Raw genomic sequence first — 24,722 nt, 5'->3', positions numbered from 1 at the left:
CTCGTTTCTTTAACATTAAACAACAGGTTTCACACCCAGCCGGCGGCCAGCGCAAAAATCGCCAGCCCATGCGCGAGGGATGCGCCCAGCAAGCCGGCACGGCAATATACCAGCCCCGCCACCACGCCTTCGATCACGGTGAACACAAGGATGGGCGCGCCCACCTGCGTGACGGTGGTGGCGAGAAAAGCGTGGCACAGGCCAAACAGCAGGCCAGACACCAGCGCCGCGCGCCAGGCCGGCAGCCAGGCGCGCAATTGCTGCTGCAGCAAGCCGCGAAACAGCAATTCCTCATAACAGTTGGCCGCCAGCGCAAAGCCCAGCAGCAAGGGCAGCGCGGATGGCGCGACGGGTGCCAGGGACGGCAAGCCGGACAGGGCTTTCAAGCCCGTCGCCAGGGCAATGATCACGCACGCGCCTGCCACGCCCAGCAACACGGACAGGACCGGCCGCATGCCCAGCCAGCGGATCTGGCGGCGCGCCTCGCTTTCCAGCCAGCAAGTACTCGCCACCAGGCCCAGCGACATGGCCCCCAGCGCCAGCAAGACCGGCGGCGGCGCCGTGAAACGCAAGCCGCCCGCCGCCACTTGCCAATAGCCGTGCGCCGTCATCGCGTCGCGCGCCAGCACGAAAAACAGCATGTGCACGAGCACGCGCAGCAGCGGCACCGTCCGGGGAACGGCCAGCAGCAAGGCGGCGCAGACGAGGAAGGCGGGCGTGATCGCCAGCAGATACTGCGCCAGGGAAGTGATCTCGGGCATCGTTCAATCGTTCAATCGTTCGATAGTGCCAACGGGCACGGGCGCAGCAATTGTATGCGGCGGCCGGCAACATGGGCAAGCTGTCCGGCAATGCCGCCGTCATGCCGCCTTGCGCCAGCCATGCATCAGCCCATGCGCCGCCAGCCCGGCCGCCAGTCCCCACAGGGCACCGCCCACGCCCAGCAGGGTCACGTTCGCGGCCGTGGCCAGGAAGGTGATCAGCGCCGTTTCGCGCATGCGCACGTCCGCCATCGCCTGCGCCAGGCTGTTGCCGATGGCGCCCAGCAAGGCCAGGCCCGCCAGCGCCGTGATGAAGGGGCGCGGCAAGACCATGAACAGGCTGGCCAGGGTGACGCCGAAGATGCCCACCAGAATGTACAGCACGCCGCACGCCAGGCCCGCGACATAACGCTTCGACGGGTCCGCATGCGCATCCTTGCCCGTGCAGATGGCGGCCGTGATGGCGGCCACGTTGAAGGCGTGCGCGCCGAATGGCGCCATGAGCAGCGATCCGAGGCCCGTCACCGTCAAAATGGGATTGGCGCTGACCTGGTAACCGTCATTGCGCAACACCAGCATGCCGGGCATGTATTGCCCCGTCAGGGTGATCAGGAACAGGGGCAGCGCCACGCCCAGCAGCGACGCCACGGAAAAGCGCGGCATCTCGAACACGGGCGCGGCCAGGGCCAGTGCTATGCCTTGCGTATCGATGCGCCCCTGCGCCAGCAGCAGGGCCAGGCCGGTCAGCATGATGCCCACCACGGCAAAGCGCGCCGTGAAACGGCGCAGCACGGCGTACGACAGCAGCAATACCGCCACCAGCAGCGGATCGGCGCTGGCGCCGCCGAACGCGTTCACGCCGAATTGCAGCAGGATTCCGGCCAGCAAGCCGGCGGCGATGCCGCCCGGTATCAGGCGCACCAGGCGCTCGAAGGCGCCGGACATGCCCAGCAAGATGAAGGCGATGGCAGACACGATATAGGCGCCGATCACCTCGGCATATGGCGTATGCGGCATGACGGTGGCCAGGAAGGCCACGCCGGGCGTGGACCAGGCCGTGATGATGGGTGCGCGGTAGCGGTAGCTGAGCCAGATGCCCGTCACGCCCACGCCGATGCTCAGCGACCAGACCCAGGACGCCGTCTGCGCTGCGCTCAGCTGGGCCAGCTGGGCCGCCTGGAATACCAGCACGAAGGTGCCGCCATAGTTGACGAGGACGGAGATGAAGGCCGCCATGGTGGGGGACGCCAGGTCGCGCCAGCGCGCCCGTGTCGTGTTGTCGATCGACGCCGATGATGTGGAACTGGTCTGCATGCGTGTGCCCTTGCCTGAGGTTCAAAAGGGGCATCTTAACGGCCGTATGGACTGCTCAGGCAGGCCACTTTACGCATGCACAACAGACCACTTGAGCGCTCACCCCAGCGCGCGGGCCAGGCGGACGATGCCGCTGTCGATCTCGTGCGGCGTGAGCGCGGCAAAGCCCAGCAGCCAGCCGCCCCGCTCCGGCGGCCTCGCGTACAGCCGGCTCAGGCCCGGCAGCACGATGCCCGCCTGTGCCGCCAGGCGTATCGTTTCCAGCTCGTCCCTGCCCCCGTGCAGCAGACACGGCATCTGCAAGCCGCCCGGCGGCAGCTGCGCCGCGACCACGTGCGGCAAATGCCGCTGCACGGCCTGCGCCATCGCATCGCGGCGCACGGCGTAGACCTTGCGCATGGCGCGCACATGGGCCGCGAAATGGCCATCGGCGATGAAACGGGCCAGTGTCAGCTGGTCCAGCTGCGGCGTATGCCCGTCGAGGATGCTGCGCGCATACGTCATCGGCTTGACCAGCGTGGGCGGCAGCACCATGTAGCCGAGGCGCAGCCCCGGATACAGCGATTTGGCAAAGGTGCCCAGGTAGATCGTGCGCTGCTGCGTGTCCAGCCCCTGCACGCAAGCCGTCGGCAAGCCCGCGTAATGAAACTGGCTGTCGTAATCGTCCTCGACGATCCAGCCCTGGCGCTCGGCGGCCCAGGCAGTCAGGGCCAGGCGGCGCTCGAGCGCCAGGGTGGCGCCCGTCGGATATTGATGCGAGGGCGTGACGTAAATCGTGTTGGCTCCGCTGCGGTCCGCCCGCAGGTGCTCGATGGACAAGCCATGCGCATCGACAGGCACGGGCACGACCCGCAATTGCGCCATCTCAAACGCCTTGCGCGCGCCGAAATAGCCGGGGTCTTCCATCAGGATGGGACCGTGCGCGTCGGCCAGCACTTGCGCGCACAGGTACAGGGCCTGGCGCGTGCTGCTCAGCACCAGCACCTGGTCCGCCGTGGCCCGCGCGCCCCGCTCCAGGTTCACATAGTCGGCGATGGCCTGGCGCAAAGGCCCGGCCCCTTGCGGGTCGCCGTGCAGCAGCACGCCGGCACTGTGTTCGCCGGCGGCCTGGCGCCGCAAGCGCTCCCACACGTCGAGCGGAAAGGCCCGCGTTTCCGGCAAGCCCGTGGCGAAGGCCTTCACGCTCTGCTGGTCGGCCACGCCGCCGCTGGCGAAAATCTGCGCGCCACGCGCGCTGAGGGCCACCGGCAGCGCGGACAAGGGCGGCAACGCAGTCGCAGGCTTGCCCAGCAAGCTCGCGCCTATCGTCGGCGAGACAAAACTGCCCGATCCCGCCTGCCGCCGCACATAACCATCGAGGCGCAGCTGCGCATACGCCATTTCCACCGTCTCGCGCGACACGCCCAGCGACTGCGCCAGCGCGCGCGTGGCCGGCAGGCGCAGGCCGGGCGCCAGCACGCCGTCGAGTATCAGCTGGCGCAGCGCGCGCTGCACCCGCACGCGCAAGTCGAGCGCCGCCAGTTCAGGCGCGGCGATGCGGATTTTCAGGGTGTCGAGTTCGAACTGCGGCGTCATAGGGCCTTGGCGCGGGCCGCATCCACGGCGGCCATGCTGCTGGCCAGCGAAAACCCATGCTGCTGCAGCACCGCCACCAGCTGCTCGCCGGCGCAGCCCAAACGCAGGTTTTCCGCCACCCAGTCATGCCAGGCAGCGCCGATCTCCGGCATGGGTTCTTCTTCCAGCGTGAGACCGAGTATGCAGCTGGCCAGCAAACCGTTGATGCGCTTCGTGTCGATCAGGTGCTGCACCACCGCATGGCCCGACTGGGGATACGGGTGCAGGGTGCAGCGGCCGAATGCGGCCAGGCGCTGCGCGTGCATGGCGTCGAGGTTCACCGATTCGCTGGCAATGGCGCCCGCATTGGCGACGTCGGGCCGGGCCACGTCAGGCCGCGTGCCGAACACCAGGTGCAGCTGCGTATCGGCCGTCGCCCTGGCGCGGCACAGGGCGGCCAGGTCATAGTAGCCAGACGGTGGCGGGTCTTGCGCCAGCGACTCCATCACGGGCAGCCAGCGCAGCTCGTGGTACAGGCGCGCCTGCTGCACGTCCAGAAAAGACAAGGATCCGAAGGCGACGATCTGCTGCGCCTCGAGCAGCAAGCCATACATGACGGCCGCGTACGCGCCCATGGACTGGCCAAGGGTGGAGACTTGACTCGGTGCGATGCGGCGCACCAGCTCGCGCAGGGCTTGCGCCGTTTCATCCACATGATTACCCAGGCCCGCGATGCGGCGGTGGTACCAGGCGTTGCCCGAATCGCGCACGAGGATCTTGTTCAGGTGCTGTCCGCTGGCCTGCTCCAGCTTGCGCAGGCGCCCGTAAAAATCGAAGGCGGGACGCGTCGTCCACGAAACAAAGCCAAAGGCGATCACCAGCGGCGCGCCCGGCACGATGCGGTCGACCAGCACGTCGTCGGCACTGGTGGCGACCAGTCGATTATCCAGCGCTTGCGCTTGCAGCATCGGCCCGGCTCCCGATCAAGGTTGAAACAGCAGAAAGCATGAGTGTAATGCCAGTACTGGCAAAATGAAAACATTCGCCGCTGCGGTACGCCAGCAGATACGGGAAAACTGCTAATCTTGCGGCTATACACCTTGATACTGGAGCGCCCCATGCTGCATCGCCTCACATACCTGTCCCTCGCCGCAGCCATCGCCATGACCGGCGGCTGCGCCGCCACGCCCGACAGCGCCAAGCCGGACACCGGCCTGACGCCCAGCTACAGCCTGACGAATACCTACTGGAAGCTGACGGAACTCGATGGCGCCCCGGTGACGATGGCGCCGCAGCAGGAGCGCGAAGTGCGCATCACCCTCACCGACGATGGCAAGGTCCATGGTTTCACGGGCTGCAACCAGGTTATGGGCGGCTACACGCTGGCCGGCACGGCCCTGCGCTTCACGCAGCTGGCCGGCACGCGCATGGCCTGCCCGCCGCCCCTGATGCAGCTGGAAAGCGCCGTGCTGGCCAACTTGAACAGCGTGACGGGTTACCGTTTCGAAGGCGAGTACCTGATCCTGCTCAAGGATGGCGCACCCGTGGCCAGGTTTGAATCGGTCTACCTGTGAAATAAAAATCGACTGCCGTTACAATGGCTTCCAGCCCATCATCCGGAAGGAAGCCATGTCCGCACTGCCCTCGCCGTCTTCATCCCCGACACCATCGGCCGCCGGCCGCTACCGGGCTTTTCTGTTCGACATGGACGGCACCGTCATCAATTCCATCGCCGCCGCCGAACGCATCTGGGGCACCTGGGCGCAGCGTCAGGGCCTCGACGTGGCAGCCTTCCTGCCCACCATCCACGGCGCGCGCTCGGTCGACACCATCGCCAAACTGCGCTTGCCCGGCGTCGACGCGCAGCGCGAATCGCAGGGCATCACGGATGCCGAAATCATCGATGTGGAAGGAATTATTGAAATCGCGGGCGCGCTGCGCTTTTTGCAATCGCTGCCGCCCGCGCAATGGGCCATCGTCACGTCGGCGCCGCGCGCGCTGGCCACGGCCCGCCTGAAGGCGGCCGGCATGCCGATACCGGCCATCATGGTGACGGCGGAAGACGTCAAGGCGGGCAAACCCCGGCCCGATTGCTATTTGCTGGCGGCGGAAAAACTGGGCGTGGCGCCCTCCGATTGCCTGGTGTTCGAGGATGCCTCCGTCGGCATCGAGGCGGGCGAAGCGGCTGGCGCAAAGGTCATCGTCGTCACCGCCACGCATGCGCACCCGCTGGCCACCCGCCACCCGGCCATCGACAATTATGAAGCCATCGTCGCGACGGTCGATGCTGACGGATTCATCGTGCTGGCGCAGTTATCTGACCCTGCGGTTGCAGCACGCGCGACAAGATAGCCTGCTCCAGCGCGGCGAACGCCGCATGGCCGCGCTGGCGCGGGCGCGGCAAGTCCACCGGCACGTCCATGGTGACCTGCCCATCCTCGATCAGCAGCACCCGGTCGGCCAGGGCCACGGCCTCGGCCACGTCGTGCGTCACCAGCACGGCCGTAAAGCCGCGCGCCAGCCACAGCGACTCGATCAGCTGCTGCATCTCGATGCGCGTGAGGGCGTCGAGCGCGCCAAGCGGCTCGTCGAGCAGCAGCAGTTGCGGCTCGTGCACGAGGGCGCGGGCCAGCGCCACGCGCTGTTTCTGCCCGCCCGACAGCGCTGACGGCCAATCGTCCGCCCGCTCGGCCAGGCCCACCGTCCACAACGAGGCGGCCGCCGCGCCGACGGAACGGGGCAAGCCCAGGGCCACGTTGTCGAGCACCGTCTTCCACGGCAGCAGCCGCGATTCCTGGAACATGATGCGGATATCGGGCGCGCCCACGCCGCTGCCGATGGCGATGCTGCCCTCGTCGACGCTTTCCAGGCCCGCGATCGAGCGCAGCAAGGTGCTCTTGCCGCAGCCGCTGCGTCCCACGATGGCGACAAATTCGCCCGCTTCCAGCTGCAGGTCGACGTTTTTCAGGACCGGACGTTCGCCATAGGCTTTGCTCAATTGCGTCAAGGCCAGCGGCACGCCGCGGCGCGCCAGAGGGGCCTGCGGGGCGGCCTTGGCCTGCGGCGGCGCGCTGGCCGGATCGTACTGCACGAAGTGCGACAGGAAATCCGTTTCGATCTGGATGGGGGCGAGCAGCATGGTATTTTCTTTCCTCATTTCGTCACTATCGGTAGGCGGGATTCCAGCGCAGGCAGTGGCGTTCCAGCCGGCGCGAGAACAAATCGGCCAGCTTGCCCAGCAAGGCGTACAGCAAAATCCCCACCAGCACCACGTCCGTTTGCAGGAATTCGCGGGCATTCATGGTCATGTAGCCGATGCCGGCCTGCGCCGAGATGGTTTCGGCGACGATCAGCAGCACCCACACGAGACCGAGCGAAAAACGCACGCCGACCAGGATCGACGGCATGGCGGCCGGCAGGATCACGTCGCGGTACAGGGGCCAGCCCGACAGACCATAGCTTTTCGCCATTTCGATCAGCCCCTGGTCCGCCGAGCGGAGGCCGTGGAAGGTGTTCAGGTAGACGGGAAAGAAGACGCCGACGGCCAGCAGGAACAGTTTCGCCGTCTCGTCGATGCCGAACCACAGGATCACCAGCGGGATCAGGGCCAGGGCCGGGATGTTGCGCACCATTTGCAGGGTCGTGTCGAGCAGGGTTTCCGCGTGGCGGAAGCTGCCCGTCAAGAGTCCCAGCAGCAAGCCCAGTCCCGCGCCGACGGTAAAACCGACCGTGGCGCGCCACAAGCTCGTTTTCAGGTGCAGCCACAATTCGCCCGACACGGCCAGGTGCCAGAAGGCTTTCGCCACGGCCCACGGCTCGGGCAAGATGCGGCTCGACAGCCAGCCCCACTGCGCCGCCAGTTGCCAGGCCAGCAGCAGCGCCACGGGCAAGGCCCACGGCGCCAGCGCATTGCGCCACGGCGTGCCGGGCAGACCTTTGACGGTGGCCGTCGCCATCTCAGGCCGCCTTTTTCTGCGGCGCGGCCGGCACGATATTGCTGGCCATGACTTCGCCGAACGGTCCCGTCAGTGACTGCTCACCCACAGCCTTGCCCTTGCCCAGCAACGGGAATACCAGTTCGGCGAAGCGGTACGACTCTTCCAGGTGCGGGTAGCCGGAGAAAATGAAGGTGTCGATGCCCAGGTCCGCGTATTCCTGCATGCGCGCCACCACCGTCGGGCCATCGCCCACCAAGGCCGTGCCCGCGCCGCCGCGCACCAGGCCCACGCCGGCCCACAGATTCGGCGACACTTCGAGCTTGTCGCGCCGCCCGCCATGCAGGGCCGCCATCCGTTGCTGGCCCACGGAATCCATCTTGCCGAACGCCGCCTGCGCCTTGGCGATGATGTCGTCGTCCAGGTGGCTGATCAGTTCATCGGCCGCGCGCCAGGCCGCCTCGTTGGTTTCGCGCACGATCACGTGCAGGCGGATGCCGAAGCGCACCGTGCGGCCTTTTTTCGCGGCGCGCGCGCGGATGTCCGCGATTTTCTCGGCAACCGCGGCGGGCGGCTCGCCCCACGTCAGGTACACGTCCATCTGCTCGGCCGCCAGTTCATGCGCGGGCTCCGACGAGCCGCCGAAGTACAGCGGCGGATACGGTTTCTGCACGGGCGGATACAAGGTTTTCGCGCCCTTCACCTGGATATGCTTGCCCTCGAAATCGTAGCCGGCCGCGCCGCCCTCGCCCGCCAGGGTAGCGCGCCACACCTTGATGAATTCGTCAGAGATTTCATAGCGCTTGGCGTGGTCGGCAAACAGACCGTCCGCTTCCAGCTCGCCCTGGTCGCCACCCGTGACGACGTTGATCAGCAGGCGCCCGTTCGACAGGCGGTCGAAGGTGGACGCCATGCGCACGGCCAGGCCGGATGTGGACAGGCCGGGACGGATGGCCACGAGGAATTTGAGCTTTTGCGTCACGCTGATCAAGGACGAAGCCACCACCCACGCATCTTCGCAGGAGCGGCCCGTGGGCAGCAGCACGCCGTCGTAGCCGAGCGTGTCGGCGGCCACGGCCACCTGGCGCAGATAATCGGCATCGACGGGGCGCGCGCCCTGTGACGTGCCCAGGTAGCGGCTATCGCCGTGGGTAGGGATGAACCAGAAGACATTCAGTGACATGGTGTGTATTCCTTGATTATTTGTTGCTGGTGGCCAGCTGGCGCGCCGGCAGCAGCGCGTCCTTGACGACGATCGGTTTCGGGATCAGTTTCAGGCTGGAAAACGCATCGGCCACCCTTTGCTGCGACGCGATGACGTCGACCGACACCGGTTTGACGCCATACGCATAGCGCGAGGCGGCCAGCGCCACGACATCCTTGCCCAGCCCCGTCTGCGCCGACAGGATCGTCGCCACTTCTTCCGGGTTGTTGCGGCCCCAGTCATCGACCTTGGCCACTTCATCGAGCACGATGCGCAGGATTTCCGGGTTTTTCTCGGCATACGTGCGCGAGGCGAGATAGAACTGGTAGTTCGCCACCAGACCCTTGCCATCGGCCAGCACGCGGGCACCCAGCTGCTTTTCGGCGGCCGCCAGGAACGGGTCCCAGATGGCCCAGGCGTCCACGCTGCCCCGCTCGAAGGCGGCGCGCGCATCGGCCGGCGGCAGGAACACGGGATGGATGTCGGCGTAGGCAACGCCGGCCTTTTCCAGCGCTTTGAGTAACAGGTAATGCACGTTCGAGCCCTTGTTCAGGGCGACTTTCTTGCCCTTCAAGTCGGCCAGCGTGCGCAGGCCGGAACCCTTGGGCACGACGATGGCTTCGCTGGCGGGCGACGCCGGCTCATTACCGACGTACACCAGGTTGGCGCCGGCCGCCTGGGCAAAGATCGGCGGCGCCTCGCCCACCGTGCCGAAGTCGATGCTGCCCACGTTCAGGCCTTCCAGCAGCACGGGACCGGCCGGGAACTCCGTCCACTTCACGCCCACGCCCTGCTCGGCCAGGCGTTTTTCCAGGGTGCCGCGCCCCTTGAGCAAGGTCAATGTGCCGTATTTCTGGTAGCCGATGCGCACCTCGCCCTTAGCTTGCGCCTGCGCCGCGACCGGCATGCCGGCCGCCATCACGCCGGCGACGGCAGAAAACAGCAAACCCAGGGTGGTACGGCGCGAAAGTCGTTGTGCGTGGCGGTGTGTCATGGCAGTTCCTTGGTCGGTGAATAATCAGGCGGCTTGATACTGCGGCGCGTAAGGCTGGTCTTGCAGCGAACGCACGGGGACAGAAATATCGGCGGGCGCGGGCGGGCGCTGCCCCTGCAGCACGAACAGGCCGGTGGAGAGTTCCTCGATGCCCGCCTGCACGCGTTCGGCAATCGGCGCATCCAGGCTCAGGCCCCGTTCCTCGTGCCACGCCAGTTGCTGCGCATTCGCGTAGATGCTGGTGAAGACTTGCTTGGCGCCCAGCGCATGCAGCACGGGGCGTAACGCGTAGTCGAGCGCCAGGGTGTGGGCATGGCCGCCGCCCGTGGCCAGCGGCAGCACCAGCTTGCCGGCCAGGCCATCTTGCGGCAGCAGGTCGAGGAAGGCTTTCAGCAACCCTGTATACGAGGCCTTGTAGATGGGTGTGGCGATCACGATGGCGTCGGCGTCGGCCACGGCGCGCACGGCGCGGGCAATCGCCGCATCGTCGTAGTCGGCCAGCAGCAAGGCGCGCGCCGGCAAATCGCGCACATGCAGCTTGGCGTAGCTGTGGCCCTGCAGCGCCAGCTGTTCGCCGATATGCAGCAGCAGACGGCTGGAACTCGATGGGAGTTGCGGGCTACCGCCCAATAACAAGATGCTCATGTGATGCCCGTCCCTGTAGGTTGTCGGATTGGAGTTGCTCGGATGCTTGCAGCCTATCGCCATCAGCAGTCCGGCAAAACGAATGCTTTCGCGCTTCGATATGCGTTTTTCGACTATCCGGGCCTGACGCCCCGCAAGCGGAGGCGCCGGCTTCCGCGCGGCTTTTTTCGCATATCCATGCGCGGTTTTCTTCGTGTACGGCGCACGCCTGGCGGTGCAATATCGGCGTCATCGTCTTTCTGGAATGTCACTCATGTCTAGCGTTTTTCTCCATGCCGCCCGTCCCCAGCCGCCTGTGCCGGAACCCCTGCAGGACGCCATCCGCATCGCAACAAAGCTGGCCGCGCGCCTGGCCGAAACGGCCAATGCCCGCGACCAGGCCGGCGGGCACGCGGCGCAGGAACGCGAATGGCTGCGCGATTCGGGCCTGCTGACTTTGTCGATTCCCGTGGAATTCGGCGGCCAAGGCGCGTCCTGGCCCCTCGTGTACCAGGTGATCCGCATCCTGGCGCGGGCCGACAGCGCGCTGGCGCATGTCTTCGGCTTCCACCATCTGCAGCTGGCCGGCCTGCAGCTGTATGGCAGCGCGCAGCAACAGCGCCGCCTGCTCACCTTGACCGTCGACGAGCGCCTGTTCTGGGGCAATGCCTTGAATCCCCTCGACAAACGGGTCACCGCGGCCGACAGCGACGACGGTTTCACCCTCGACGGCATCAAGAGCTTTTCTTCCGGTTCGGTCGGTTCCGACTGGCTGACCGTCTCGGCCTGGCACGCGCCCACACAGACGGCGCTGATCGCCGCCCTGCCCACGCGCCAGGATGGCGTGACCGTGCAGGCGGATTGGGACGCCTTCGGCCAACGCCAGACGGACAGCGGCAATGTGCATTTCCAGGCGGTGGCCCTGCCGCGCGAACTGGTGCTGCAGGCGCCCGCGCAGGCCGCCACGCCGCAAGCCACCGTGCGCTCGCAGATCGCGCAGCTGATCATGGCCAACCTGTACCTTGGCATCGCCGAAGGCGCATTCGAGGCGGCGCGCCGCTACACGGACGAACAGGCGAAAGCCTGGTTTACCTCGGGCGTGGCCAAGGCAACGGAAGATCCTCTGGTACAGCACCGCTATGGCCAGCTGTGGCTCTTGCTGCGCCCCGCGCAAGTGCTGGCCGACGCGGCGGCGCAGGAACTGGAAAAAGTATTCCGCAAGGGCGCGCTGGTAACGGCGCGCGAACGGGGCTTGCTGGCCGTCGCCGTGGCCGAAGCCAAGTGCCTGGCGCACAAGGCGGGACTGGAGATCAGCAGCCAGATGTTCGAACTGACGGGCGCCCGCTCCACCTCGGCCCAATACGGCTTCGACCGCTACTGGCGCAACGTGCGCGTGCATACCCTGCACGACCCCATCGACTACAAGCTGCGCGACCTGGGACGCTTTGCCTTGACCGGCACCGTGCCCGAACCGACGGCTTACTCGTAAAACCACGGCCTGGGCGAATCGATACATTTACGCCGCAGGCAATTTAGCGGACTTCCGGGGTCAGACCCGGCGGGTCTGACCCCAGTTCTTCACTAAGCAGGAGTTAACATGACCATCGCCCGCCGCAGCATCCTCCTCACCGCCCTGACCCTGGCACTGGCCAGCAGCTTCGTCCACGCCAAGGACCCGAAGGACATCACCATCGGCACCAGCGCCGGGCCGTACGCGGACCAGATCAAGCTGGGCATCAAGCCTATCCTGGAAAAGCAGGGCTACAAGGTCAAGCTGGTGGAATTCAACGACTACATCCAGCCGAACTTCGCGCTGGCCGAGGGTTCGCTGGACGCCAACGTCTTCCAGCACATCGTCTACCTGAAGAAATTCGCGCTGGAGCACAAGCTGGCCCTGACGGACCTGATCACGATCCCCACGGCGCCGATCGCCATCTACAGCAAGAAGCACAAGACCCTGGACGACGTGAAGGAGGGCACGACGGTGGGCTTGCCGAACGATCCGACCAACCAGGCGCGCGCGCTGGTGCTGCTCGACCAGCTGGGGTGGATCAAGCTGCGCGCCAGCTTCGACCCCGTGCGCGCATCGGAAAAGGATATCGCCGTCAACACGAAGAAAATCAAGCTGCTGCCGCTGGAAGCGGCGCAACTGCCACGCTCGCTGGGCGACACCGACTACTCCTTCATCAACGGCAATTACGCGCTGGCGTCAGGGCTGAAGCTGACGGATGCGCTGGTGGCCGAGAAAATCTCGCCCAACTACATCAACCTGGTGGCCATCCGCACAGCGGACAAGGACAAGCAGTTCGCGAAAGACCTGGCGGCCGCCTACCGTTCGCGCGAATTCCTCGACATCACGAACAAGCACTTTGCCGGCTACTCGAAACCCGATTACCAGCAAGCCTTGCAGACGGCGGCCAAATAAGCCATGGCCAAGTCGATACGCTTCAACGCGTTCCAGATGAATACCGTCGGCCACCAGTCGCCAGGGCTGTGGACGCATGCGCGCGACCGCAGCCACCGCTATACCGATCCCGAACACTGGACCGAACTGGCGCAACTGCTGGAAGCGGGCCTGTTCGACGCAGTTTTCCTCGCCGACGTGCTGGGCGTGTATGACGTGTACCGGGGCAGCCTCGATGCGGCCCTGGAACACGGCGTGCAGGTGCCGCTGAACGACCCGCTGGCGCTCGTGCCCATCATGGCGCAGGCCACCACGCACCTGGGTTTCGGCGTCACCTGCGCCCTCACCTACGAGCACCCGTACACGTTCGCGCGCCGCATCTCCACCCTCGATCACCTGACGAAAGGGCGCATCGGCTGGAATATCGTCACCGGCTATCTCGATAGCGCGGCGCGCAACCTGGGCTTGAGCCAGCAGCTGGGCCACGACGAACGCTACGACCTGGCCGACGAATACCTGGACGTCGTCTACAAACTGTGGGAAAAAAGCTGGGACGACGACGCCGTCGTCAACGACAAGGCGCGCGGCATCTATGCCGATCCGGCCCGCGTGCATCCGATCAACCATGCCGGGCGCCACTACCAGGTGCCCGGCATCCATTTGTGCGAGCCGTCGCCGCAGCGCACGCCGCTGCTGTACCAGGCGGGCACCTCGCCGCGCGGCACGCGCTTCGCGGCGCGCCATGCGGAAGCTACCTTTGTCAGTGGCCCCAGCAAGACAGTCGTCAAGCGTTATGCCGATGACTTGCGCGCCGCCGTGCGGCAAAGCGGGCGCGATGGCGACGCATTGCTGATCTACGCGCAAGCGCTGGTCATCACGGGCGCCACGGAAGAAGAAGCGCGCGCCAAGCATGCCGATTACCTGCGCCACGTGAATATCGAGGCGGCCCTCGTGCTGCTGTCCGGCTGGACGGGCGTCGATTTCAGCCGCTACCCGCTTGACGCCACCATCGAGTACATCGATTCACCGGCCGGCCGCTCGGCGCTGGCCTCGTTCAGCCAGGCCGACCCGGACCGCCGCTGGACGGTGCGCGAAGCGGCCGAATACATCGGCCTGGGCGGACGCGGCCCAGTCATGGTCGGCGACGCGCGCCAGGTGGCAGACCAGCTGGAAAGCTGGCTCGATGAAACGGGCATCGACGGTTTCAATCTGGCCTTCGCCGTGGCCCACGACAGCATGGCCGACGTGGTGCAATACATCGTGCCGGAACTGCAGCGGCGCGGCCGCTACCGCACCCATTACGAGGAAGGCAGCTTGCGCCACAAGGTCTTCGGCCAGGGCCCGCGCCTGCCCGCCGATCACGCGGGCCGCCAGGTCAGCATCGCCCCCGCCGACGCCGCCCTGGCAGCGGCCTGACGCATCAGATTTCCCACTCAAGGACACCATGAAACGCAGAACCATCTTGCAACTGGCCGCCAGCGGCGCCACCATCGCCGCCTTGCCCGGCCTCGCCCGCGCAGCCACGCAAGCGCCCCTGAAGGAGCTGCGCCTCGACTACGCCTATTATTCGCCCACCAGCCTGGTGCTGCGCCGCTTCGGCTGGCTGGAAGACGCGTTCAAGCCGGACGGCACCAGCATCAAGTGGGTGCTCAGCGCGGGCAGCAACCGCGCACTCGAATACCTGAACGCCAACAGCATCGACATCGGTTCGAGCGCGGGCCTGGCCGCCCTGCTGGCGCGCGCCAATGGCAACCCTATCCGCGCGCCGTATATTTTTTCGCGTCCCGAATGGACGGCGCTGGTGGTGCGCAAGGATAGCCCCATCCGCAGTCTCGCCGACTTGAAGGGCAAGAAGGTGGCCGCCACCAAGGGCACCGACCCGTATCTGTTCTTGCTGCGCGCATTGAAGACGGCGGGCCTCAAGCGCGGCGACATCGAACACGTCAGCCTGCAGCATGCCGATGGCCGCGCGGCGCTGGAGCAGGGCAAGGTCGATGCCTGGGCCGGGCTCGATCCCCACATGGCCGCCAGCGAACTGGAAGCGGGGTCGCGCCTGATCTACCGCAACGTGGCCTTCAACACCTACGGCTTCCTGAACGTGCGCGAGGACTTCCTGGCCAGCCGCCCCGCCGAAGTGGGCAAGGTGATACAGGCCTACGAGCGGGCGCGCGCCTGGATACGCGCAAATCCGGCAGAGGCAGCGAAAATCCTGTCGGAAGAAGCCAAGGTCAGCCTGCCGGTGGCGCTGCTGCAGGTGAAACTGCGCAGTGACTTCAGCAATCCGCAGCCGTCGAGCGAACATGTGAAAGCCCTGCTGGTGGCCGCGCCCATCCTCGCCGAGGAAGCGCTGGTCAAACCCGGCGCCGACGTGAACCGCGCCATCGCGGACCTGGTCGACACGCGCTTCGCCGCCCCCTTCATCAACAAGGCGTAGGCGCTCATGGCCAGAGACACGCTCGCCGCGCCGGCACCGGCCCACGACACGGGCGTCCGGCCCAAACTCTTTCGCCCGCCCTTGCCACGCGCGGCGCTGGGCCTGCTGCTGCCCGTACTGGCGCTGCTGGCGGCGGAACTGGGCGTGCGCACGGGCGCCATCCCCGCCAACCTGCTGCCTGCGCCCAGCGACATCGGCGCCACCATCGCCGAACTGGCGCACCAGGGCCTGGCCGGCCATGCGCTGGCCAGCACCGCGCGCGTGGCCATCGGCTTTGCGGGCGGCGCACTGCTGGCCATCGTGCTCGGTGCGGCGGTGGGCTTGAACCGCACTGCGGAGGCGCTGCTCGATCCCACGTTCCAGGCCCTGCGCGCCATTCCCTCGCTGGCCTGGGTGCCCTTGCTGCTGCTGTGGCTAGGCATCGATGAAGCGCCTAAACTGGTCCTGATCGGCATCGGCGCCTTCTTCCCCGTGTACATGGGCGTGGCGTCGGGCATCCGCGACGTGGACCGCAAGCTGATCGACGCGGCCCGTTTATACCGTTTGAGCCGCCCCGCGCTGGCGCGGCGCGTGCTGCTGCCGGCCGCGCTGCCGGCCATTTTCACGGGTTTGCGCAACGGTTTGAGCCTGGCCTGGATGTTCATGGTGGCGGCAGAACTGATCGCCGCCAGCCAGGGCCTCGGCTACCTGCTCAGCGACGGGCGCGAAACAAGCCGCGCCGACATCGTGCTCGCGGCCATCGTGCTGCTGGCCGTGCTGGGCAAGGCCAGCGACAGCCTGATGCAGCGCCTGGAAACCCGCTTGCTCGCCTGGCGCGACAGCTATGCCACTTCCTGACGAAAGCCCCCACGCATGACTGCCCTGCTCGACATTGCCATCCATGACAAAGCCTATGGCCTGCGGCGCGTGCTGCATAACCTGCAATTGCAGCTGCGCCAGGGCGAGATCGTCAGCCTGATCGGCGCCAGCGGCTGCGGCAAGAGCAGCCTGCTGTCCATCGTGGCCGGTCTCGATACGGACTTTCGCGGCACCGTGCGCCTCGACGGCAAGCTGCTGGCGGGAGTGCATGCTGACATCGGCCTGATCTTCCAGGAACCGCGCCTGTTTCCCTGGCTGACAGTGGCGCAAAACATCGCCTTCGGCCTCGGTCCCAAAGGCGAAGACGATCCCAGGGTCGCGCAATTGCTGGAGGAAGTAGGCTTGCAGGGCCATGCGGACAGCCTGCCCAAGCAGCTGTCGGGCGGCCAGGCGCAACGCGCGGCGATTGCCCGCGGCCTGTTTGGCCAGCCCCGCATCCTGCTGCTGGACGAACCATTTTCCGCCGTCGATGCTTTTACGCGCATGAAGCTGCAAGACTTGCTGGCCGCCGTCACCGCGCGCCATGGCCTGAGCGTGCTGCTGGTGACGCACGATATCGATGAAGCGCTGTACCTGAGCGACCGCATCGTCATGCTCGACACGCGCGCCGGACCGCCACGCGCCCAATACGACGTGGCCGCGCCCCGGCCCCGCCTGCGCGCACCAGCGGCGCAGGCGCAATTAAAAGAGGCCATCCTCGGCGAACTACACGCCGCGCACGCGATCTGAGGCTTGCGCGGCGGCGCCAGTGACAAGTCTTGTCATTCATGTTAGCTTGCTATGTTGAAAACATACAGGCGGCGACGTGCACCTTCCTTCCCTTCCCATCCTCGCCATCCTGGCCCTCGGCCACCTCGCGGCGCACGCCGGCACGCAGGCTGACGCGCCAGCCGCGGTGCCGGCGGAGACCGGCCAGTCCATCCACATCAACAGCATCCGCAATCCGGAATTGAAATCGTACCGCGTGATGGCGGCCGGCCTCGATGCCTTCGATGAATACCATGCGCTGGCGCCCGGGGCGCGCGAAGTGCGCTTCAAACTGGTCGCGGGCAGCCGCGCGCCGGCGGACGCCATGCAGGACCTGGCCTTGCGCATCGCCGGCAACGAAACGTCGATTGCGCTGCCCCTGGCCGCCGACGGCAGTTTCACGCTGCCGCGCAGCGCGCAGGCCGACAGCGAGGACGCGGACCTGGTCACCAACAAGAAAAAGGGCAATTACCGCTGGCAGCCATCCATTCACAGCGACGGCGTGCCGGCCGGCATGCGCCGCCTGGGCGACCTGCGCCTGCAATGCCAGGTGACGATTGCCATCGCCAAGAAAGAGATACCGTTCTGGGTACGCACCCTGGTCGGCACCCTGCTGCGCACCACCGACTGGTGCTCCGCCGAGCAGCTCAAGTTGGGCACCCGCAGCGACCAGGCCATCGCCAGCGCCACCCTGCTCGATGGCGAGCGCCGCATCGCCCTGAAGGTGGAAAAGGAAGGCCGCTCCTTCCTGTCGCCCATCGGCGACACCCGCTATGCGGACGATACCCTGATCGAACTGGTCTACCAGCAGGATACCGCCGGCGCGCCGTCCGCCGCCCCTTAGGGTTTGCGTCCAGCCCCGTTCCATGTCAGCATATGCCACCCTGGCACCACGGATAAGGATCGCAATGCCCCCCACTCTTACGCGCGCGCTGGCACTGGCGCTGCTGGCAGGCCATGGCTCCCTGGCATTGGCGCAGGCGCCAGTCACGCCGCCGACGCCTGGCTGCGACATCTGCGCCACCTGGAATGCGGACCAGGCGCCGTTCCGCATCTTCGGCAATACCTATTATGTGGGCGTCAAAGGCCTCAGTTCCGTGCTGGTGACGTCGCCGCAGGGCCACGTGCTGATCGACGGCGGCTTGCCGGAATCGGCGCCCAAGATCATCGCCAATATCGGCACGCTGGGTTTTCGCATCGAGGACGTCAAGCTGATCCTCAATTCGCACGGCCATATCGACCATGCGGGCGGCCTGGCCGAACTGCAGCGACGCAGCAATGCGCTGGTGGCCGCCAGCCCGTCGGCGGCGCTGGACCTGGCGTCGGGCGAAGTGGGGCCGGACGACCCGCAATACCACGCGCTGCCCAAATACCCGCCCGTCAAGGACATGCGCCTGGCGCGCGACGGCGGCCAGTTCAATGTCGGTCCCGTCAACCTGACGGCGCACGCCACGCCTGGCCACACGCCCGGAGGCTTGAGCTGGACGTGGCAATCGTGCGACGGCCCCCGCTGCCTGAACATGGTCTACGCGGACAGCCTCAACGCCGTCTCGCGTCCCGGCTTCAAGTTCAGCGCCAGCAGCGAGTATCCGAACGCGGTGGCGGACTTGCGCCGCAGCTTCGAGACCCTGGAAAAACTGCCTTGCGACGTGCTCATTTCCGCGCATCCGGAGGCTTCACAGTTGTGGGAGCGGCTGGAGGCGAGCGCCACGGCCGGCAGCGACGCCTTTGTCGACCCGCAAGCCTGCCGCGCCTATGTGGCGGCGGCGCGCACCGTGCTCGACTCCCGGCTGGAACAGGAAAAGCAGCAGTGAACTTGCCAATGAGCTTGTCAACCGTGCACGCTGACGCAGCGCCGATCTGCTACGCTGGCGCCATTCATTTAAAGAAGGAACCGCCATGTTCAAACTCGCCAGCCTGATTCCCCTCGCCGCCATCGTCGCCATCACCGCCGGCTGCGCGCAAACACCGGTGCGCAGCGACGCTGCCGCCGCCGCGCCAGGCGCCACCTCGCCCGCCAAGCCGGTGCCCAAGCTGACGGGCACGCAGTGGAAGCTGAAGGAATTGAAGGGCAAGCAAGTGGTGCGCAAGGCGCCCGAGCAGCGCGAAGTGACCCTGCTGCTGGCTGAAGGCCGCGCCAGCGGCAACAGCGGCTGCAACCAGATGATGGGCGGCTACACCAGCGATGGCGTCAGCACCCTGAACTTTGGACAGCTGGCCGGCACCATGATGATGTGCCAGCCGCAGGACATGGACCTGGAACGCCTGCTGCTGACCACCCTGGGCGAAGTCAATGGCTACCGCTACGCCGACCAGGAATTGCTGCTGCTGAAGGATGGCGTGCCCGTGGCGCGCTATGAAGCGCTGACGGTGAAGTAAGGTCATCACAAAGCCAGGAACCCTCTCCTGGCGCGAAGAGTGCCCGAAAAACGTTCAGGGCAAGGCGCAGCGCCGCCATGGACGTTTTCTCGGCCACTATTCAATCGTTGCGCATCTGCGCCTGCGATACATTGCTTTCTGGCGGCACGCTCTGTGTCAGCCACACATTCCCCCCGATGGTCGATCCCGCGCCGATGGTGATGCGCCCCAATACGGTCGCGCCCGCGTAAATCACCACGTCGTCCTCGACGATGGGGTGGCGCGGCGTGCCCTTGATCAGCGCACCGCTGGCATCGGCTGGAAAACGCTTGGCGCCCAGGGTGACTGCCTGGTACAGGCGCACGCGCTGGCCGATGATGGCCGTCTCGCCGATCACCACGCCCGTGCCGTGGTCGATGAAGAAGGAGGCGCCGATGTGCGCGCCAGGGTGGATATCGATGCCCGTCAGCGTGTGCGCGATGTCGGCGATCAGGCGCGCCAGGAAGGGCGCACCGAGCGCATGCAGCCGGTGCGCCAGGCGGTGGTACAGGATGGCGATGGTGCCCGGATAGCACAGCATGATCTCGGCCACCGAGGTGGCGGCCGGGTCGCCCGCGTAGGCGGCCTGCACGTCCGACACCAGCAGCGCGCGGATATCGGGCAGGCTGGCGGCGAAGGCGCGCGTGATGTCGCGCGCCTGCTGCGCCAGGGCCGCATCGTCGCTGGCGCCATCGCCTTCATCGCCGGCCGGCACGGAAAAGAGCAAGCCGCGCCGCACCTGCTCGCTGAGGCGGTTCAGGGTGGTGTTGAGGGTGTCGCCGACAAAATAATCGATGCTTTCGTCCGTCAGGTTGGGCCGCCCGTAATGCGTGGGGAACAAGGCTGCCGACAGGCCGTTGACGATGGTGGTAAGGGCTTCGCGCGACGGCAGTTCGCGCACCCTGCCGTTATGGCGGATTTTGTGCTTGTCTTCGCGCGAGCTGCGCAAGGCCTGGATCACGGGCCCCAGGTTCCACTGGGCCGTGTCGTCGGCGGGCGCCGCGGGATAAATACTGTGCATGGCGTATCACTTCCAGAAAACGGCAAACAAGCCGGGTCGCCCCAGCTTAGCGGCGGCGGCAAGCGATGCAAACGAAGAATTTCAAGATTCCATATACGAAAAACACATATGGATGGCAAAAAGGCCGGCGCCAAACCTGATTCCGGTCACTAGCGTAAAATGACGGACTAACAAAAACACTGTTCAACATGACTAAATTATTAACATGGATTTTGGCGGGCCTGGCGATGGTCGGACCGCTTGCAATTGACACCTATCTGCCGTCTTTCCCCGCCATCGCGCATGATTTCAATGCCAGCCCCCTGCTGGTGCAGCAAACCCTGAGCTTTTTCCTGTTCACGTTCGCCTTCATGATGCTGTTTTACGGCACCCTGTCCGACTCGTTCGGCCGCCGTCCCGTCATTCTCGTCTCGCTGGTGCTGTATGTGATCGCTTCCGTGGGTGCCGCGCTGGCGCCGTCGCTGGGCTGGCTGCTGGCCTGGCGCGTGCTGCAGGGCCTGTCGGCGGGCGCCGGCTCCGTCATCGGCCGCGCCATCGTGCAAGACCGCTATTCGGGCGCCGCCGCGCAGAAAATCCTCTCGCACATCATGATGGTGTTCGCGCTGGCGCCGGCCATCGCCCCCGTGCTGGGCGGCTGGCTGCAGGTGGGCCTGGGCTGGCGCTGGATCTTCTGGTTCCTGACGGCCTTCGGCGTGCTGATGTTCGTCGTCGTCTGGCGCGCGCTGCCGGAAAGCTTGCCGAAGGAACAGCGTCACGCCTTCCACCTGGGCGACATCGCCGTCAATTACTGGAAAGTGCTGTGCCACCGCCAGTTCCTGCTGCTGTCGACGGCCATCGGCGCGGCCTTTGGCGGCTTCGCCCTGTACATCGGTTCGGCCGCCTATTTCATCATCAACATCCTGCACCTGCCGGAAACGGCATTCGCCTGGCTGTTCATTCCCTTAATTAGCGGCATGGTGTTCGGTTCGGCCCTGTCGGCGAAGATCGCGCACCGCTACAGCCAGCGCCAGATGATCTGGACCGGCTTCATCCTGATGCTCATCGCCGCGCTGGTCAACATCGGCTACAACTACTTCTTTGCCGCCGAAGTGCCGTGGGCCGTGCTGCCATTGTTCTTCTACTCGTTCGCCCTGTCGATCGCCATGCCGCCGATGACCCTGATGGCCCTGAACCACTTCCCCAACAACAGCGGCCTGGCGTCGTCGATGCAGTCGTTCATCCAGATGCTGCTGTTCGCGCTGGTCTCGGGCCTGGTGGCGCCGCTGCTGTTCGACAGCGCCCTGAACCTGTCGTATGGCGTGATGGCGGGGTTGCTGGTGAGTTTGCTGTGCTGGGTGTTTGCGCAGGGCAAGAAAGCGGAAGTGGTCAAGCAGTAGCTTTTACAGCGGATTTTTCAGGACGGGGGCACCTGAAAAACGTTCAGGACAAGGCGCCGTGCCGCAGGCAGTACGCCAGTACGGCCAGGCGCGGCAACGCAGTCATGGACGTTTTCTCAGGCGCTCCTCAAGGCCAGGGGGCGGGCGTCACATCCACATACTGCGCGCCGCCCTGCTCCGGTTCCGCTTCATTTTGCTGCACCGGCTGGTTCAGGGAACCGGCCGGCGAACGCAGGCTCAAGATTTCCTTGCGCGCCTCGACGAAGTCGGCGGAACTGAGCGGGTGTTCCTGGTCGGGCCAGTGGCTGACGGCCCATTCCTGCAAGGTTTCAAAGCGCCGCCACAGTTCCGCGATGAATTCGCGGCGCGCCTCTTCCAGCTGTTCCGGTGTCTTTTCAATTGCTTCGCTGATATTGACTTCCATGGCCGTTCCCTCGCTGACAAGTTGTCTTGCCAGACTACGCAGGGATCAGCCAGGCGTCTGTTCGCGAACGAACACAGGATTTATACGGGCATCTTGCGGAAACCCACGGCCAGGCGGTTCCAGGTATTGATGGAGCCGATGGCCAGGGTCACGTTGACCATTTCCGCCGGCGTCAATTGTTCCGCCAGCGCCGCATACACGTCATCGGGCGCCTGGCTTTGCGGCAGCAGGGTCAGCGCTTCCGTCCAGGCCAGCACGGCCCGCTCGCGCGGCGTGAAGAACGGCGTTTCGCGCCAGACGGACACGGCATACAGGCGGCGCTCCGTTTCGCCCGCCTTGCGCGCGTCGCTCGTGTGCATGTCCACGCAAAAGGCGCAGCCATTGATTTGCGAGGCGCACAGGCGGATCAGCTCGAGCAGCGAGTGTTCCACGCCCAGCCTGGCGATCGCCGCTTCCAGCGCGTACATGGCCTTGACGGCGTCCGGCGAAGCTTGTGTAAAATCGAGTCGTTGCTGTGTCATGATGCATTCCTTGAGGGAGTGGAGATGCACCATTGTAGTAGCCCAGGAACAGCGCGCGGCAGGCCAATCCCCCCGAAAAACAGCAGACCACCAGCAGATACTCCATGGAATTACATATCCTGATCGACGGCACGCGCGACCTGGGCGGCCAGCTGTACCGCCAGCTCAGCGAGGCCATCCGCTCTGGCCGGCTGACGGATGGACAGCAATTGCCCCCCTCGCGCCTGCTGGCCAGCCAGCTGGGCCTGTCGCGCAAGACGGTGTCCGACGTGTATGACAAGCTCGGTTATGAAAAGCTGCTGGTCGGCAAAGTGGGCGTAGGCAGCTTCGTGCAGACGCCGCACGCGTCGCCGCAGCGCCGCCACGCCAGCACGCCCCTGGCCAGCGCGCAGCGCATCGCCCGCTGGGAAGCGACGCCCACGCCCCTGCGCCGCGCCAGCCAGGAAGAACCGGCGCGCTACGCCTTCATCGGCGGGCGCGCCACGCCCGCGCACTTCCCGCAGGATGAATGGCGCGCCTGCATGCTGCACGCGCTGCGCCAGGGTGGCCAGGCGCGCGGCCGCTATGGCCCTGTCGCCGGCTTGCCGGCCTTGCGCGCGGCGATCGCCGGCCATGCCGCTTTCAGCCGCGGCATCCATTGCACCGAGGAACAAGTGCTCGTCACCAGCGGCGCGCAGCAAGCCTTGCACCTGCTGGCACTGACCTTGCTGGAAGCAGGCGACACGGTTGCCGTGGAAGAACCCGGCTACCCGGTGGCGCGCGCCGTGTTCGCCAGCCAGGGCGCCCGCGTGGTGGGCATCGACGTGGACGAGGATGGCCTCATCGTCGGGCAAATCCCGGACGGCACGCGGCTGATCTATGTCACGCCCGCGCATCAATTTCCGCTGGGCATGCCGATGAGCATGGCGCGCCGCCATGCCTTGCTGGAGCGGGCGCAGCAGCTGGGCGCCATCATCATCGAGGACGACTACGACAGCGCCTTCCGTTACGAAGGCCGGCCCGAAGATTCCCTGCAAAGCATGGACCGCTACGGCGTCGTCGCGCATGTGGGCAGCTTTTCCAAGATCATGCTGCCAGAATTGCGGCTCGGCTATGTTGTGCTGCCGCAAGCTATCGTGGCCGCCGTGGAAACGGTGAAATACCTGAGCGATTGCCACACGGCCAGCCTGGGCCAGCATGCGCTGGCCAAGTTCATCAGCGACGGCCATCTGCTGCGTCATATCCGCCGCTGCCACGATATCTATGCGGGGCGGCGCGAACGGCTGCAGCACTGGTTCAACGGCCCGCTGTCGCCGTGGTTCCGCCTGGTGCCCGCCAGCGCCGGCTTCCACGTGGCGGCCCTGGCCCAGGCGCCGCTCGATATCGCCGAATTGCTGCGCCGCGCGCGCCTGGCCGACATCAGCCTGTATGCGTTATCGGGCTTTTATCACGGCGAGGCACGCCACGCAGGCCTGTTCCTCGGTTATGGCGCCATCGACAAGCTCGATATCGACACGGCGCTGGCCCAGGTGCTGGCGATCCTGCAAGAAATCGCTCCCCTGCCCCTCAGCGCGGTTGCCAACGATAGTGTCCCGTGATGGGATAGCTGAATAGGATATTTTCCTCGCGCGCGCCCTCGCCGATGTTGTGGATGATGAGCGGCACGCCGCCCCACGACTGCTTGTCGCTGACGATGCCGATGTGCGTGAGGTTGCGCGGCAGGCGCCAGGTGACGATGTCGCCCGCGCGGTAAGCGTTCGCTTCCTTGCTTGGCGGTAAGCTGGTGCCGTGACGGGCAAAGTAGGTGCCCAGGTTCGGCACGCGCCGGTGGTCGATATTGCGGTCCGGCCCCTTCATCTGCCAGCGCCCCTGCTGCTGGTACACCTGCCACGCCTTGCGCATGTCTTCGTGCACCAGCACCTGCAAATCCTGCCCCAGCTGGCGGTAGGCGCGTACCACCACGTCCGTGCACACGCCCCGTTCCAGCGGCACGTCGCCGCCCGGATAGGCAAGGCGTTCATAGCGCGGATCGTACTGCAGGGTCACGCCCACCTGCTTGCGGGCGGCGGCGACGAGGGCTTGCGGGGTGGCAGGAATGGCCGAGGCCAGCATGGGCGCCAGGGCAAGCATCAGGATGGAGAGCAGTTTGATTGGCATCAACGTCAATGGTCGGAT

General features: G+C 66.1%; 26 protein-coding genes. 13 read left to right on the top strand and 13 right to left on the bottom strand.

Going from position 1 to position 24,722, the window contains the following annotated elements; genetic code table 11:
• Window positions 1-29 precede the first annotated feature (29 nt).
• From NCG91_RS21800 to NCG91_RS21785, 4 genes are all read right to left on the bottom strand, one after another.
• Window positions 30-761 (bottom strand): CPBP family intramembrane glutamic endopeptidase, encoded by a 732-nt coding sequence (locus NCG91_RS21800; RefSeq protein ID WP_251351172.1) that lies wholly within the window; start codon window positions 759-761, stop codon window positions 30-32.
• A gap of 99 nt (window positions 762-860) precedes the next feature.
• Window positions 861-1,997, bottom strand: a complete 1,137-nt coding sequence (locus NCG91_RS21795; protein WP_251351275.1) for a benzoate/H(+) symporter BenE family transporter — start codon at window positions 1,995-1,997, stop codon at window positions 861-863.
• Between the two features lie 177 nt (window positions 1,998-2,174).
• Window positions 2,175-3,650: a MocR-like pyridoxine biosynthesis transcription factor PdxR gene (pdxR, locus tag NCG91_RS21790; RefSeq protein ID WP_251351171.1), complete on the bottom strand. Its 1,476-nt coding sequence runs from the start codon at window positions 3,648-3,650 to the stop codon at window positions 2,175-2,177.
• Window positions 3,647-4,597, bottom strand: a complete 951-nt coding sequence (locus tag NCG91_RS21785; RefSeq protein WP_251351170.1) for a hypothetical protein — start codon at window positions 4,595-4,597, stop codon at window positions 3,647-3,649. The genes pdxR (NCG91_RS21790) and NCG91_RS21785 overlap by 4 nt, the downstream gene beginning before the upstream one ends.
• A gap of 150 nt (window positions 4,598-4,747) precedes the next feature.
• On the opposite strand from NCG91_RS21785, the gene NCG91_RS21780 reads away from it, so the two are divergent.
• Window positions 4,748-5,203, top strand: coding sequence for an META domain-containing protein (locus tag NCG91_RS21780; protein WP_099664560.1), 456 nt, complete (start codon window positions 4,748-4,750; stop codon window positions 5,201-5,203).
• A gap of 55 nt (window positions 5,204-5,258) precedes the next feature.
• Window positions 5,259-5,981, top strand: a complete 723-nt coding sequence (locus NCG91_RS21775) for an HAD-IA family hydrolase (RefSeq protein WP_251351169.1) — start codon at window positions 5,259-5,261, stop codon at window positions 5,979-5,981.
• Here NCG91_RS21775 and NCG91_RS21770 read toward each other — a convergent pair.
• From NCG91_RS21770 to ssuE, 5 genes are read right to left on the bottom strand one after another with little or no spacing between them, the layout of a single operon-like run.
• A complete protein-coding gene (locus NCG91_RS21770) occupies window positions 5,926-6,768 on the bottom strand; it encodes an ATP-binding cassette domain-containing protein (protein WP_251351168.1) in 843 nt (280 codons plus the stop codon). The two genes, NCG91_RS21775 and NCG91_RS21770, sit on opposite strands and share 56 nt — an antisense overlap.
• 25 nt (window positions 6,769-6,793) lie before the next feature.
• Window positions 6,794-7,585: an aliphatic sulfonate ABC transporter permease SsuC gene (gene ssuC, locus NCG91_RS21765; protein WP_251351167.1), complete on the bottom strand. Its 792-nt coding sequence runs from the start codon at window positions 7,583-7,585 to the stop codon at window positions 6,794-6,796.
• Between the two features lies 1 nt (window position 7,586).
• Window positions 7,587-8,747 carry an FMNH2-dependent alkanesulfonate monooxygenase gene (ssuD, locus tag NCG91_RS21760; protein WP_251351166.1) on the bottom strand — a complete coding sequence of 387 codons (1,161 nt, stop codon included), beginning with the start codon at window positions 8,745-8,747 and terminating at the stop codon, window positions 7,587-7,589.
• A 16-nt stretch (window positions 8,748-8,763) separates the two neighbouring features.
• Window positions 8,764-9,762 carry a sulfonate ABC transporter substrate-binding protein gene (locus tag NCG91_RS21755; RefSeq protein WP_251351165.1) on the bottom strand — a complete coding sequence of 333 codons (999 nt, stop codon included), beginning with the start codon at window positions 9,760-9,762 and terminating at the stop codon, window positions 8,764-8,766.
• 24 nt (window positions 9,763-9,786) lie between these two features.
• Window positions 9,787-10,407 (bottom strand): NADPH-dependent FMN reductase, encoded by a 621-nt coding sequence (gene ssuE / locus NCG91_RS21750; protein ID WP_099664566.1) that lies wholly within the window; start codon window positions 10,405-10,407, stop codon window positions 9,787-9,789.
• 253 nt (window positions 10,408-10,660) lie between these two features.
• Here ssuE and NCG91_RS21745 point away from each other — a divergent pair, with 253 nt between their 5' ends.
• The 9 genes from NCG91_RS21745 (at window position 10,661) to NCG91_RS21705 (ending at window position 19,208) form a co-directional block, all read left to right on the top strand.
• Window positions 10,661-11,875: an acyl-CoA dehydrogenase family protein gene (locus NCG91_RS21745; RefSeq protein ID WP_251351164.1), complete on the top strand. Its 1,215-nt coding sequence runs from the start codon at window positions 10,661-10,663 to the stop codon at window positions 11,873-11,875.
• A gap of 108 nt (window positions 11,876-11,983) precedes the next feature.
• Window positions 11,984-12,811, top strand: a complete 828-nt coding sequence (locus tag NCG91_RS21740) for a MetQ/NlpA family ABC transporter substrate-binding protein (RefSeq protein ID WP_251351163.1) — start codon at window positions 11,984-11,986, stop codon at window positions 12,809-12,811.
• A gap of 3 nt (window positions 12,812-12,814) precedes the next feature.
• Complete coding sequence (locus NCG91_RS21735; protein WP_251351162.1) at window positions 12,815-14,206, top strand: LLM class flavin-dependent oxidoreductase; 1,392 nt, start codon at window positions 12,815-12,817, stop codon at window positions 14,204-14,206.
• A gap of 28 nt (window positions 14,207-14,234) precedes the next feature.
• The gene (locus NCG91_RS21730; protein ID WP_251351161.1) at window positions 14,235-15,224 is read left to right on the top strand and encodes an aliphatic sulfonate ABC transporter substrate-binding protein; all 990 of its coding nucleotides are present in this window, start codon (window positions 14,235-14,237) and stop codon (window positions 15,222-15,224) included.
• A 6-nt stretch (window positions 15,225-15,230) separates the two neighbouring features.
• Complete coding sequence (locus NCG91_RS21725) at window positions 15,231-16,061, top strand: ABC transporter permease (RefSeq protein WP_251351160.1); 831 nt, start codon at window positions 15,231-15,233, stop codon at window positions 16,059-16,061.
• Window positions 16,062-16,076: 15 nt separating this feature from the next.
• Window positions 16,077-16,811, top strand: a complete 735-nt coding sequence (locus NCG91_RS21720; protein ID WP_251351159.1) for an ABC transporter ATP-binding protein — start codon at window positions 16,077-16,079, stop codon at window positions 16,809-16,811.
• A 76-nt stretch (window positions 16,812-16,887) separates the two neighbouring features.
• Window positions 16,888-17,673, top strand: coding sequence for a hypothetical protein (locus NCG91_RS21715; RefSeq protein WP_251351158.1), 786 nt, complete (start codon window positions 16,888-16,890; stop codon window positions 17,671-17,673).
• A 64-nt stretch (window positions 17,674-17,737) separates the two neighbouring features.
• Window positions 17,738-18,643 (top strand): subclass B3 metallo-beta-lactamase, encoded by a 906-nt coding sequence (gene bla, locus NCG91_RS21710; RefSeq protein ID WP_251351157.1) that lies wholly within the window; start codon window positions 17,738-17,740, stop codon window positions 18,641-18,643.
• Between the two features lie 85 nt (window positions 18,644-18,728).
• A complete protein-coding gene (locus NCG91_RS21705) occupies window positions 18,729-19,208 on the top strand; it encodes an META domain-containing protein (protein WP_251351156.1) in 480 nt (159 codons plus the stop codon).
• Window positions 19,209-19,308: 100 nt separating this feature from the next.
• On the opposite strand, the gene epsC is transcribed toward NCG91_RS21705, so the two are convergent.
• The gene (gene epsC / locus NCG91_RS21700) at window positions 19,309-20,247 is read right to left on the bottom strand and encodes a serine O-acetyltransferase EpsC (protein WP_077402556.1); all 939 of its coding nucleotides are present in this window, start codon (window positions 20,245-20,247) and stop codon (window positions 19,309-19,311) included.
• Between the two features lie 188 nt (window positions 20,248-20,435).
• Between epsC and NCG91_RS21695 the strand changes: the two genes are divergently transcribed.
• Window positions 20,436-21,623: a multidrug effflux MFS transporter gene (locus NCG91_RS21695; protein ID WP_251351155.1), complete on the top strand. Its 1,188-nt coding sequence runs from the start codon at window positions 20,436-20,438 to the stop codon at window positions 21,621-21,623.
• A gap of 127 nt (window positions 21,624-21,750) precedes the next feature.
• Here NCG91_RS21695 and NCG91_RS21690 read toward each other — a convergent pair whose 3' ends face one another.
• Together NCG91_RS21690 and NCG91_RS21685 are read right to left on the bottom strand one after the other, a co-directional pair.
• Window positions 21,751-22,047 carry a hypothetical protein gene (locus NCG91_RS21690; protein WP_251351154.1) on the bottom strand — a complete coding sequence of 99 codons (297 nt, stop codon included), beginning with the start codon at window positions 22,045-22,047 and terminating at the stop codon, window positions 21,751-21,753.
• A gap of 80 nt (window positions 22,048-22,127) precedes the next feature.
• Window positions 22,128-22,568 carry a carboxymuconolactone decarboxylase family protein gene (locus tag NCG91_RS21685; protein WP_251351153.1) on the bottom strand — a complete coding sequence of 147 codons (441 nt, stop codon included), beginning with the start codon at window positions 22,566-22,568 and terminating at the stop codon, window positions 22,128-22,130.
• 104 nt (window positions 22,569-22,672) lie between these two features.
• On the opposite strand from NCG91_RS21685, the gene pdxR (NCG91_RS21680) reads away from it, so the two are divergent.
• Window positions 22,673-24,145: a MocR-like pyridoxine biosynthesis transcription factor PdxR gene (gene pdxR / locus NCG91_RS21680; RefSeq protein ID WP_251351152.1), complete on the top strand. Its 1,473-nt coding sequence runs from the start codon at window positions 22,673-22,675 to the stop codon at window positions 24,143-24,145.
• Here pdxR (NCG91_RS21680) and NCG91_RS21675 read toward each other — a convergent pair.
• Window positions 24,114-24,704 (bottom strand): DUF1287 domain-containing protein, encoded by a 591-nt coding sequence (locus NCG91_RS21675; RefSeq protein ID WP_251351151.1) that lies wholly within the window; start codon window positions 24,702-24,704, stop codon window positions 24,114-24,116. The genes pdxR (NCG91_RS21680) and NCG91_RS21675 overlap by 32 nt on opposite strands.
• Window positions 24,705-24,722: the final 18 nt, after the last annotated feature.

This window comes from Janthinobacterium kumbetense (assembly GCF_023703445.1).
Classification (GTDB): Bacteria; Pseudomonadota; Gammaproteobacteria; order Burkholderiales; family Burkholderiaceae_D; genus Janthinobacterium; species Janthinobacterium kumbetense.
This window is presented reverse-complemented; position numbering and strand designations above follow the sequence as displayed.

What these genes read in the sequence shown, in the direction of transcription:
- NCG91_RS21800 (WP_251351172.1), bottom strand. Translation starts at nt 761, where the DNA reads ATGCCCGAGATCACTTCCCTGGCGCAGTATCTGCTGGCGATCACGCCC.
- NCG91_RS21795 (WP_251351275.1), bottom strand. Translation starts at nt 1,997, where the DNA reads ATGGCGGCCTTCATCTCCGTCCTCGTCAACTATGGCGGCACCTTCGTG.
- pdxR (WP_251351171.1), bottom strand. Translation starts at nt 3,650, where the DNA reads ATGACGCCGCAGTTCGAACTCGACACCCTGAAAATCCGCATCGCCGCG.
- NCG91_RS21785 (WP_251351170.1), bottom strand. Translation starts at nt 4,597, where the DNA reads ATGCTGCAAGCGCAAGCGCTGGATAATCGACTGGTCGCCACCAGTGCC.
- NCG91_RS21780 (WP_099664560.1), top strand. Translation starts at nt 4,748, where the DNA reads ATGCTGCATCGCCTCACATACCTGTCCCTCGCCGCAGCCATCGCCATG.
- NCG91_RS21775 (WP_251351169.1), top strand. Translation starts at nt 5,259, where the DNA reads ATGTCCGCACTGCCCTCGCCGTCTTCATCCCCGACACCATCGGCCGCC.
- NCG91_RS21770 (WP_251351168.1), bottom strand. Translation starts at nt 6,768, where the DNA reads ATGCTGCTCGCCCCCATCCAGATCGAAACGGATTTCCTGTCGCACTTC.
- ssuC (WP_251351167.1), bottom strand. Translation starts at nt 7,585, where the DNA reads ATGGCGACGGCCACCGTCAAAGGTCTGCCCGGCACGCCGTGGCGCAAT.
- ssuD (WP_251351166.1), bottom strand. Translation starts at nt 8,747, where the DNA reads ATGTCACTGAATGTCTTCTGGTTCATCCCTACCCACGGCGATAGCCGC.
- NCG91_RS21755 (WP_251351165.1), bottom strand. Translation starts at nt 9,762, where the DNA reads ATGACACACCGCCACGCACAACGACTTTCGCGCCGTACCACCCTGGGT.
- ssuE (WP_099664566.1), bottom strand. Translation starts at nt 10,407, where the DNA reads ATGAGCATCTTGTTATTGGGCGGTAGCCCGCAACTCCCATCGAGTTCC.
- NCG91_RS21745 (WP_251351164.1), top strand. Translation starts at nt 10,661, where the DNA reads ATGTCTAGCGTTTTTCTCCATGCCGCCCGTCCCCAGCCGCCTGTGCCG.
- NCG91_RS21740 (WP_251351163.1), top strand. Translation starts at nt 11,984, where the DNA reads ATGACCATCGCCCGCCGCAGCATCCTCCTCACCGCCCTGACCCTGGCA.
- NCG91_RS21735 (WP_251351162.1), top strand. Translation starts at nt 12,815, where the DNA reads ATGGCCAAGTCGATACGCTTCAACGCGTTCCAGATGAATACCGTCGGC.
- NCG91_RS21730 (WP_251351161.1), top strand. Translation starts at nt 14,235, where the DNA reads ATGAAACGCAGAACCATCTTGCAACTGGCCGCCAGCGGCGCCACCATC.
- NCG91_RS21725 (WP_251351160.1), top strand. Translation starts at nt 15,231, where the DNA reads ATGGCCAGAGACACGCTCGCCGCGCCGGCACCGGCCCACGACACGGGC.
- NCG91_RS21720 (WP_251351159.1), top strand. Translation starts at nt 16,077, where the DNA reads ATGACTGCCCTGCTCGACATTGCCATCCATGACAAAGCCTATGGCCTG.
- bla (WP_251351157.1), top strand. Translation starts at nt 17,738, where the DNA reads ATGCCCCCCACTCTTACGCGCGCGCTGGCACTGGCGCTGCTGGCAGGC.
- NCG91_RS21705 (WP_251351156.1), top strand. Translation starts at nt 18,729, where the DNA reads ATGTTCAAACTCGCCAGCCTGATTCCCCTCGCCGCCATCGTCGCCATC.
- epsC (WP_077402556.1), bottom strand. Translation starts at nt 20,247, where the DNA reads ATGCACAGTATTTATCCCGCGGCGCCCGCCGACGACACGGCCCAGTGG.
- NCG91_RS21695 (WP_251351155.1), top strand. Translation starts at nt 20,436, where the DNA reads ATGACTAAATTATTAACATGGATTTTGGCGGGCCTGGCGATGGTCGGA.
- NCG91_RS21690 (WP_251351154.1), bottom strand. Translation starts at nt 22,047, where the DNA reads ATGGAAGTCAATATCAGCGAAGCAATTGAAAAGACACCGGAACAGCTG.
- NCG91_RS21685 (WP_251351153.1), bottom strand. Translation starts at nt 22,568, where the DNA reads ATGACACAGCAACGACTCGATTTTACACAAGCTTCGCCGGACGCCGTC.
- pdxR (WP_251351152.1), top strand. Translation starts at nt 22,673, where the DNA reads ATGGAATTACATATCCTGATCGACGGCACGCGCGACCTGGGCGGCCAG.
- NCG91_RS21675 (WP_251351151.1), bottom strand. Translation starts at nt 24,704, where the DNA reads ATGCCAATCAAACTGCTCTCCATCCTGATGCTTGCCCTGGCGCCCATG.